Here is an 8,751-nt window from a genome sequence, read left to right as displayed (position 1 = left end):
CCTGCCCGGTGCTGGAAGGTTAAGAGGAGGGGTGCAAGCTCTGAATCGAAGCCCCAGTAAACGGCGGCCGTAACTATAACGGTCCTAAGGTAGCGAAATTCCTTGTCGGGTAAGTTCCGACCTGCACGAATGGCGTAACGACTTCCCCGCTGTCTCCAGCATAGACTCAGTGAAATTGAATTCCCCGTGAAGATGCGGGGTTCCTGCGGTTAGACGGAAAGACCCCGTGCACCTTTACTATAGCTTTACATTGGCATTCGTAGTGGCATGTGTAGGATAGGTGGTAGGCTTTGAAACCTGGGCGCCAGCTCAGGTGGAGCCACCCTTGAAATACCACCCTTATTACTATGGATGTCTAACCGCGGCCCGTTATCCGGGTCCGGGACAATGTATGGTGGGTAGTTTGACTGGGGCGGTCGCCTCCTAAAGAGTAACGGAGGCGCGCGATGGTGGGCTCAGAACGGTCGGAAATCGTTCGCTGAGTGCAATGGCATAAGCCTGCCTGACTGCGAGACTGACAAGTCGAGCAGAGACGAAAGTCGGTCATAGTGATCCGGTGGTCCCGCGTGGAAGGGCCATCGCTCAACGGATAAAAGGTACGCCGGGGATAACAGGCTGATGACCCCCAAGAGTCCATATCGACGGGGTTGTTTGGCACCTCGATGTCGACTCATCGCATCCTGGGGCTGGAGCAGGTCCCAAGGGTATGGCTGTTCGCCATTTAAAGCGGTACGTGAGTTGGGTTCAGAACGTCGTGAGACAGTTCGGTCCCTATCTGCCGTGGGTGTAGGAATATTGAAAGGATCTGTCCCTAGTACGAGAGGACCGGGATGGACGGATCTCTGGTGGACCTGTTGTGGCGCCAGCCGCATAGCAGGGTAGCTATATCCGGACGGGATAACCGCTGAAGGCATCTAAGCGGGAAACCCACCTTAAAACGAGTATTCCCTGAGAACCGTGGAAGACGACCACGTTGATAGGCCGGGTGTGGAAGAGCGGCAACGCTTGAAGCTTACCGGTACTAATAGTTCGATCGGCTTGATCGTTCTCATTCCTTATGCCCATCTGACAAAATCAGATGGTCTGTTCTCACTCACGCTTGTTCCGCCCCGCGGGCGGCGCTACGTGGGTGCGGCGCATCAGCGCCGACGGTCGGTCGACCTTGCGAAGCTTCGCTTCGAAAGGCGCCAGGACCAAAAGAACCGTAAAGGCACAATTAAGACCAGCGAACAGCCCCGAGAGGCACCGACAGCTCCGCTGTCGATGTCTCTTATGCTTCTTCGCTCAAAAGCTTCTCGAATAACGTGCGTTTTGCCGACCTGGTGGTTATGGCGGAGCGGCTGCACCCGATCCCATTCCGAACTCGGCCGTGAAACGCTCCAGCGCTGATGGTACTTCGTCTCAAGACGCGGGAGAGTAGGTCGCTGCCAGGTCTGCAAAACGCACGTTCAAACTCTCATCCAATCGGATGACAGTGAAATCTTCTCTCTACGTACAGGCCCGCCAACGGGATCACGGGCCGCGAAAGCGGCCCTTTCATTTGGCGGTGAGGAATATGACGCGGGGTGGAGCAGCCCGGTAGCTCGTCAGGCTCATAACCTGAAGGTCACAGGTTCAAATCCTGTCCCCGCAACCAAATACAAAAGAGCCCGCCCTCGTGCGGGCTCTTTTGTATTTTGCTGTGGCAGCCGGCGATTTTACCTGTCATCAGGGCCCCGCAAGGAGGCGGAGCCGACGCCGCGGGACAGAAAACGCAAATCCTGTCCCCGCAACCAATCAATAACGGCCCGCCAGGTTCAAACCTGGCGGGCCGTTCGCGTTCCGCTGTCATGCCGGACAGAAACTTGCCGGACAGAAACTTGAACCCATCAGCCGCCCCCAAAACCAAGCCAACAAAACCCCAGAAGAAAACATCAAAAAAGACGGTCGTATGGGTCCAAGTCGGGGCACCGTTGCCTATCCGGATCAGAACCGTTTTAGGTCGTGAACTCATAAAACGGGAGACGGTCGGCCCCGGAGGGCTCTGGTTCAATGCACCGCGAAAAGGTGACTATCCTCGAGATCGGCCCAGCGGCCTACCGGATCAGCTGTGCGCAGATCAAAGATGGCTGACAATGCGCCGTCAACGAACAGCCCGACTGCCGCCACAGATGAGCTCCACCGGATCGAAACGGGCGTGTCAGCAGGCAAGTCGGTCACTGCTTTGGCATTGAATGCGGAGATGATCCGTTTGCCCTCCTGCTTTCTCATGTCGAGCAAATAGAAGTATGCTGTTTCGTCATCTCTTTCGAATACTGCCCCGAACCGCCCTAGGTCGTCAGTCGCGGTTTCGTAGACATCGATCATAGCTGCTCCTCCTCGCAAACTTGGCCAACGCGAGCCGCCAACTTCCTCGCCCTGATCCAACTCGCCTCAATGCGCCCGTGGCGCCGCGCTTATGAGTCTGATGTAAGTTTTTGCCGACCTTCTGCGGCGGCTACATTCACGCCACGGCACTGCCGCGCGATCGCTTTCTCTCGGCGGCGGCGAGCAGGTCCACAAACACGCGCACCTTGGCAGGCCGGAACCTTGCCGGCGGAAAGACGGCGTGGATGCCGCCGGTGGGCAAGGCCCAGTCGGCAAAGACCGGCACCAGCCGCCCCTCGGCGATGTCGTCGCTGACGCTGTAGTCGGGAAACACACCCAGCCCTATGCCGGCAAGCACGCAGGCATGGGCAGCCGGGCTCTTGTCGCAGGTGATGACCGGGTTGAGTTCGGTCAGCACCTTGTCGCCATCCCTGGAAAACAGCCATTGGCCGACGCCGCGAAGCTGGGCGTTTCCGACCCAGGCCAGCGATTGCGCCTGCCGCGGGCTCACGCCCTGCGGCAGGCCTGCGGCGAACGCAGGGCTTGCCACCACGATCTGCCGTATCGTGCCCAGGCGCCGCGTCTGGTTGGAGGAATCAGCAAGCCAGCCGACGCGAATGCCGAGGTCGATCTGCTCGTCGACCAGATTGCTTACCGCGTCGTCGAAGATCACGTCGACGCGCATATGCGGATAAGTTCTCAGATAGGCGGCGATGACCGGCGCGACCATCTTCGTGCCGTAGTCGAGCGGTGCCGTCAGTCTCAACATTCCCGCCGGTTCGACGGCCGCGCGCGAAAGCTCGCCATAGGCGGCCTCCGCTTCCCGCAGAATTATCATCGCACGATCGTAGAAGAGGCGTCCCTCTTCGGTCGGCGCGACACGCCGCGTCGTGCGTCGCATGAGTGTCGCGCCCAATTCCTCCTCGAGCTTGCCAATCTGATGGCTGACCACGGCTTTGGCGACGCCAAGCCGGTCGGCCGCCGATGTGAAGGAGCCAGTCTCCATCACGGTGGTGAAGTAGACGAGTCGATTGAGGTTCAGCAGGTCAGCCACGGCGATCGCTTTTGTATGAATAGATCAGACAGTCTGTATTATTGGATGGTGTTTATCGCAAGGTCGTTGTCTGCCACATACGAGCAACAGTTTTTGACAATCCAGACCGCTCCACGCCGCGCCAAGGGATCTCCAGGCAATCATGAGCAATTCGGATGTGATTTATCTTTTCGATCCGCTCTGCGGCTGGTGCTACGGCGCCGCCCCGATGCTGGACAAATTGGCTACCAGCGGCGTGAGCGTCGAATTGCTGCCGACCGGCCTGTTTTCGGGTGCGGGCGCGAGGCCGATGGATGAAGGTTTTGCCGCTCACGCCTGGGCGAACGACCAGCGTATCGAGCGTCTGACCGGACAAGCGTTCACGCTGGCCTATCAGCACAATGTCCTCGGCATCCGTGGCAGCTTGCTGGACTCGCATGCCGCGACCCTCGGCATCAGCGCCGCCGGCCTGGAAGACCCAAGCCGCCGGTGGACCGCGCTCAAGGCAATCCAACGTGCGCGCTATGTCGACGGTCGCGATATCGTGACTGTAGAAGGCGTGGCTGCGGTGCTCGCTGGTGCTGGCATGATGGATGCCGCCGCGATCCTGAAGAGCCCGACCGAAACCTTGCTGACGTGGCACCTCGAGCTGGTCAATCGTGGCCGCGCGCTGTTCCATCGCTTGCATGCCAACGGCGTGCCTTCGCTGGCGGTCATTCGCAACGAAGCGCCTCGGCTCATCGGTTCGAACGCGCTGTTCGGCAGCTTTGACAATCTTGTCGCCCATATCGCGGCGGCGTGATCCCCAACTGACCTCCAACAAGGACTGGAAAAGAACATGGCAAACGTCGCTCTCATAGGTGCATCCGGCGCTGTCGGCTCGCGCATACTCCAGGAACTCTCCGATCGTGGCCACAGGGTCACCGGTATCGCCCGCAGCCCTGAAAAGATTGCCGCGCTGCCCGGCGTGACCGCCAAGAAGGGCGATGTCTTCGATAAGGAAGGCCTTGCCGAGTTGATCCGCGACCATGATGCAGTGATCAGCGCGGTGCATTTCTTGGATAGCGACCCCGATATGCTGATCGCCGCGGTGCGTGCCTCGGGCGTAAAGCGCTATCTCGTCGTGGGCGGCGCGGGCAGTCTCGAAGTCGCGCCCGGCAAGCGTCTGGTCGACACCGCCGAATTTCCTGCGATCTACAAGGCCGAGGCACAGAAGGGCGCCGACTACCTGGACAAGTTGAAGACAGTCAGCGACCTCGACTGGACGTTCCTGTCTCCGTCCGCGATGTTCGTCCCAGGTGAGCGCACCGGCAAGTTCCGCGTTGGCAAGGACACGCTTCTCGCCTCGGATAAGGGTAGCAGCATCTCCTTCGAGGACTATGCTATCGCCATGGTCGACGAGATCGAGAAGCCGACGCATGTCAGGCAGCGCTTCACCGTCGGTTATTGATTGAATTGACCGACGCGTCGCCGGCCAAGGTCGCTCGGAGCCATGCGGCGATGGCGTCGAAGTCGATCGGCTGCGTGGTATCGACGTCGAAGAGCGGCCCGCGCCGCAGCGGTTCGGCGCGCTTGGCCAGTTCGATCAATTCGGGGATATAGGCAGCGCCGGGATGTCCTGGCAGGCGCTGACCGAGCCGGGCGCCATAGCGTTCGGCCAGAACTTCGCCCGGCGCGTGGCACCAGATTTCGACCGTGTCTTCGACGCCAGCGTTGCGCAGGTGATCCTCGAGCGCTTGCCGCGGCTGGAAGCCGAACCAGGCATCGACGATGAAGGTGCTGCCGGCCGGGGCGTCGCCGACGAGCGACCAGATTGCCTGGTAGCTCGCGCGGCCGAGCGTGCGATTGAATTCGCGGTCGGCGCCGCCGAGCACTTCGAGAAACGGGTTCTTGACCGTATCGAGCGCGAGCAGCGGCCATCCCATACGATCGGCGATGCCGCGTGACACCGTGCTCTTGCCGCTGGCCGGGATGCCGTTGACGAGCACGGCGCGTCTGGCGCGGCCGGGCTGAACGGAAAGCGATGCCGGTGCCGAAAGCGCCTGGAGACTGGCGCCGATCACTCCGGCGTCGTCGCCGAGCCCCGCCGGCGCCACCGGGCACTGGTACCACGGCGCCAGCGCCGGCGCGTGGCCAAGCGCTTTGTGTGCGGCCCGGCCAAGACCGCCGCCAAGCAGCACGAGGTCGGGGTCGAACAGGGCAACGGTGGTATCGATCGCCGCGCGCAGCGGTTTTGCCCAGGCTGCCAGTATGCCGCGAGCCTGGATGTCGCCGGCGGCGTCGCGGGCAAAAAGCTGGTCGACCGAAACCTCGGGACCAAGGCCAGCCCGCGCTATGTGACGGCCGAGCGCCGTACCCGAACTGGTGGTTTCGACACAGCCGCGCCGCCCGCAAGCGCAGAGTTCGCCGTTGACGTCGACGGTGATGTGCCCCAGTTGCCCCGCCGTTGCCCGGCCGCGCATGATCCGTCGGTTCTGGACAACGGCGCCGCCAATACCGGTGCCGATGGTGAACATGGCGATGCTGTCGTGGCCCTGGCCGGCGCCAAGCGCCATCTCGGCGGCCAGCGCCATGTTGCAGTCATTGTCGACGATGACAGGCTTGCCGGTCATGCTTTCCAGCCGCTGCGCGAGCGCGACCGAAGCGAGGTTGACATAGCCGCCCGACAGCACCGCGCCGCGCCGCGCGTCGACGCGGCCGGGAACGCCGACGCCGATGGCCGCCACATCAGGCGTATCGAGAAGGCGCACCATGTCGGCGACGCGGCCAAGCACCAGCTCCGGGTCAGGCGCGCTCTTTTCGGAAAGGCGTTCGAGGATTTCACCGCTGCCCGAGATGCGGGCGGCACGCAAATTGGTGCCGCCGATATCGATCCCTATGGCCATGGACTTTTGTGGCATGACGTCCTGCACGTGTCGGCGATCAAAGATGGATATCAGGCGGCAGCCTTCTGCCGATAGCGCCCGATCACCGCCTGGATCTCTCGCAGTCGCGGCACCGCGATGGTCTTAAGCCTTTCGCGCTGAATGTCACGATCGAGCGAGATGCAGTCCTTCCACAGCGATCGGCCGGCGATGACGCCGGAGGCGCCATTTTGCATGGCGATCTCGACCTGGCCAAGGAAAGTGGCGTGGTTGACGCCGGCCGAAAGTACGGCCCACGGCACTTCGCCGGCCATTTCAGTGATGTTGGCGCAGGCTTCCGGCGTTCCGGGGTAGGGAAGCTTCAGCACCTTCGCGCCGCATTCCAGCGAAATCCTCGTACCCTCCTCGACCAGCCAGGGCGTCTTGGCCGCATAGTCCTCGGGGCTTTCCCCTTCGAGCTGATAGGTCAGGAATTCGACGACGAGCAGCAGGTCTTCTTTGCCGAAGTCGGTGATGCATTGGCGCAGAATGGCGATGTTGTGCTCGTTGGCTTCAGGCTTGTCGGCCCGCAGATACACCATGATCTTGCCGCCGGTGCCGCCCAATTCGCGCACGCGCCGCGCATCGATGCCGGGGACCAGCCGCGACAGCCGATAGCCCTCCGGCGAGACGTCGAAACCGGACGCGTCGAGACCGATGAGGAGTGCGGTATCGCGGTTCAGCACGCCGTCGTCGACAACCCTTGGCACCGCGCAGAGCGGGTCGAGCAGCACGCAGGACGCCGCGCTCGCGAGGTAGCGCGTGATGTCGGCCTTGGTGTCGCCGAGCATGTCGTTGGTGATCCTGGCCTGGTCCGCGGGGTCCGACGCCAACAAGGTGCGCATGCCGCCGCGCTGGTCGCAAGCGATGGCCACCATGGCTCCATCCTTGCCGCATATCTGCTGGTAGCCGCGCAGTTCCGCGGTGGTCATCTTGGTCATGGTTTTCTTCTGTCCGATGTTGGCGCGCCGAGGCGCTGATCCCGTGGAAATAAATGTCAGTTCGCCCGCCTGCCGGCAGGAAGAGTTGCCGCCTGATGCATCGCCGGCTGCTGGGATAAGCAGCCTGGCCGGCGCTTGGCTGGTGTCCCCAAAAGTTGCGAGTTCACCGGATTTGCGCGATAACTCGCATCGGCCTATACGGGTGTAACACGTTGCTGAAAGGAATTGCAAGCTGTCTGTTCCCTCCGTCCAGGACGCGACCGCATCGCGCACGATGCTGCACACGGTTGCCAAGTTGCACTATGTGGAGGAGATGTCGCAGGTCGACATAGCGCGGCAGCTCGGTGTCTCCACCGCGACGATTTCGCGCCTGCTGCAACGGGCGCGGGCGGAAGGTATCGTGCGCATCGAGGTGATCGACCTGGCGACGCCGGAGGATATTACCAGGCAGCTTGTCGACGGATTGAAATTGCGGGACGCCGCCGTTGTCGAGACGCCGGGGGCCGGCGCGCTGACGGCGCTTTCCGCCCCGCTAGGCGCTTTGCTCAGGCAGGCACAACTGGTGGCCGGCTCCGTGGTCGCCATCGGCTGGGGGCGCGCCGTGCGCGAGGTCATCCGAGCCGGTCTGCCGCGTATGCCGGGCGTGCTGACTGTGGCCGCTACGGGCGGCATGCAGCAGCACGCGGCGCATTTCCAGGTCAATGAATTCGTGCGGCTCGCCGCCGAAGAGTTTGGCGGGAAACCGCACTTTATCCATGCGCCCTATATGCCGTCCAGCGAACTGCGAGAGGTCTTCCTCGGAGACGCCACCATCCGCGATGCCGTCGCGCTGTGGGACAGGACCGACGTCGCGATCGTCGGCATTGGCCTGCCGCACGCCATCAACCCACCCGAGGCGAGTGCCGCCACGCCGACCGAGCAGGCGCTGGTCCATGCGGCTGGCGACGTCCTTCGCCATTATTTCGATGCGGAAGGCGCCCTGATCGCCTGGGAAGGGGAGAGCAGGATGATCGCCATGTCGCCAGCGCAGCTTCGCGCCGTACCGCTGGTGATCGGCGTCGCAGCCTCGCCGGAGAAGGCGACGGCAATCATCGGCGCCGTTCGTTCTGGGCTCATCAACACGCTGGTGACGGATACCAAGACGGCGCAGGCCATCCTCGCGGTTCTTGCAACGCGATAGCGGCGGATATGTCGACTGATGCGGCGCTGTCGGTGCGGAGAGAAGCCGTTGCGAAATCGATTGTGTCGCCGCGGAGTCGGGACGATAGTCCGCAGGAGCTCGGAGGAGCAGTCAGATGGCGTCTGGAAAAGCCGGCGTTGCGGCCCCGGAAAAACCGAGTTGCAATTTATTTCTGCAAAGTGTTACAAACTGCCGATCCGCCGTGCAGGCATGCCTGGCGCGATGGTCCCCTGACCTCGCGGAGGCGAGGAAAGTGAGCACGGGGATTGTGCCGGTCGGCTCGACCGGCTGATATTTAGACTGGAGGGCGCTTGGGAGGAGCTGCCCGCGAAAGCAAACAGGCGTTCC

General features: G+C 62.2%; 7 protein-coding genes, 1 tRNA gene and 2 rRNA genes (1 of these 10 running past the window's edge). 6 read left to right on the top strand and 4 right to left on the bottom strand.

Features of this window, described 5'->3' with window-relative positions; genetic code table 11:
• The 3 genes from AC3CB8_RS29745 to AC3CB8_RS29735 all read left to right on the top strand — a co-directional run.
• Positions 1–1,046: ribosomal RNA gene (locus tag AC3CB8_RS29745) — 23S ribosomal RNA — on the top strand; it begins 1,790 nt to the left of the window's first position.
• A 272-nt stretch (positions 1,047–1,318) separates the two neighbouring features.
• Positions 1,319–1,433 (top strand): 5S ribosomal RNA (gene rrf / locus AC3CB8_RS29740).
• Between the two features lie 126 nt (positions 1,434–1,559).
• Positions 1,560–1,636 (top strand) — tRNA-Met (locus AC3CB8_RS29735).
• Between the two features lie 392 nt (positions 1,637–2,028).
• Here AC3CB8_RS29735 and AC3CB8_RS29730 read toward each other — a convergent pair.
• Positions 2,029–2,346, bottom strand: a complete 318-nt coding sequence (locus AC3CB8_RS29730) for a DUF2251 domain-containing protein (RefSeq protein ID WP_023770719.1) — start codon at positions 2,344–2,346, stop codon at positions 2,029–2,031.
• 136 nt (positions 2,347–2,482) lie between these two features.
• Positions 2,483–3,400 carry a LysR family transcriptional regulator gene (locus AC3CB8_RS29725; RefSeq protein ID WP_023770718.1) on the bottom strand — a complete coding sequence of 306 codons (918 nt, stop codon included), beginning with the start codon at positions 3,398–3,400 and terminating at the stop codon, positions 2,483–2,485.
• A 142-nt stretch (positions 3,401–3,542) separates the two neighbouring features.
• On the opposite strand from AC3CB8_RS29725, the gene AC3CB8_RS29720 reads away from it, so the two are divergent.
• A complete protein-coding gene (locus tag AC3CB8_RS29720; RefSeq protein ID WP_023781038.1) occupies positions 3,543–4,181 on the top strand; it encodes a DsbA family protein in 639 nt (212 codons plus the stop codon).
• Between the two features lie 36 nt (positions 4,182–4,217).
• Complete coding sequence (locus AC3CB8_RS29715; protein ID WP_023781039.1) at positions 4,218–4,829, top strand: NAD(P)-dependent oxidoreductase; 612 nt, start codon at positions 4,218–4,220, stop codon at positions 4,827–4,829.
• Here the strand turns inward: AC3CB8_RS29715 and AC3CB8_RS29710 are convergent.
• Together AC3CB8_RS29710 and AC3CB8_RS29705 are read right to left on the bottom strand one after the other, a co-directional pair.
• Positions 4,813–6,279: an ROK family protein gene (locus AC3CB8_RS29710; protein ID WP_352565947.1), complete on the bottom strand. Its 1,467-nt coding sequence runs from the start codon at positions 6,277–6,279 to the stop codon at positions 4,813–4,815. The genes AC3CB8_RS29715 and AC3CB8_RS29710 overlap by 17 nt on opposite strands.
• Before the next feature lie 35 nt (positions 6,280–6,314).
• A complete protein-coding gene (locus AC3CB8_RS29705) occupies positions 6,315–7,223 on the bottom strand; it encodes a tagatose-bisphosphate aldolase (RefSeq protein ID WP_023793668.1) in 909 nt (302 codons plus the stop codon).
• 274 nt (positions 7,224–7,497) lie between these two features.
• On the opposite strand from AC3CB8_RS29705, the gene AC3CB8_RS29700 reads away from it, so the two are divergent.
• Complete coding sequence (locus AC3CB8_RS29700) at positions 7,498–8,403, top strand: sugar-binding transcriptional regulator (protein WP_023770715.1); 906 nt, start codon at positions 7,498–7,500, stop codon at positions 8,401–8,403.
• Positions 8,404–8,751 lie beyond the last annotated feature (348 nt).

It is taken from the genome of Mesorhizobium sp. P160927, from assembly GCF_057766385.1.
Note: the sequence above shows the minus strand (reverse complement) of the source record. Positions and strands in the feature narration are given on the sequence as shown.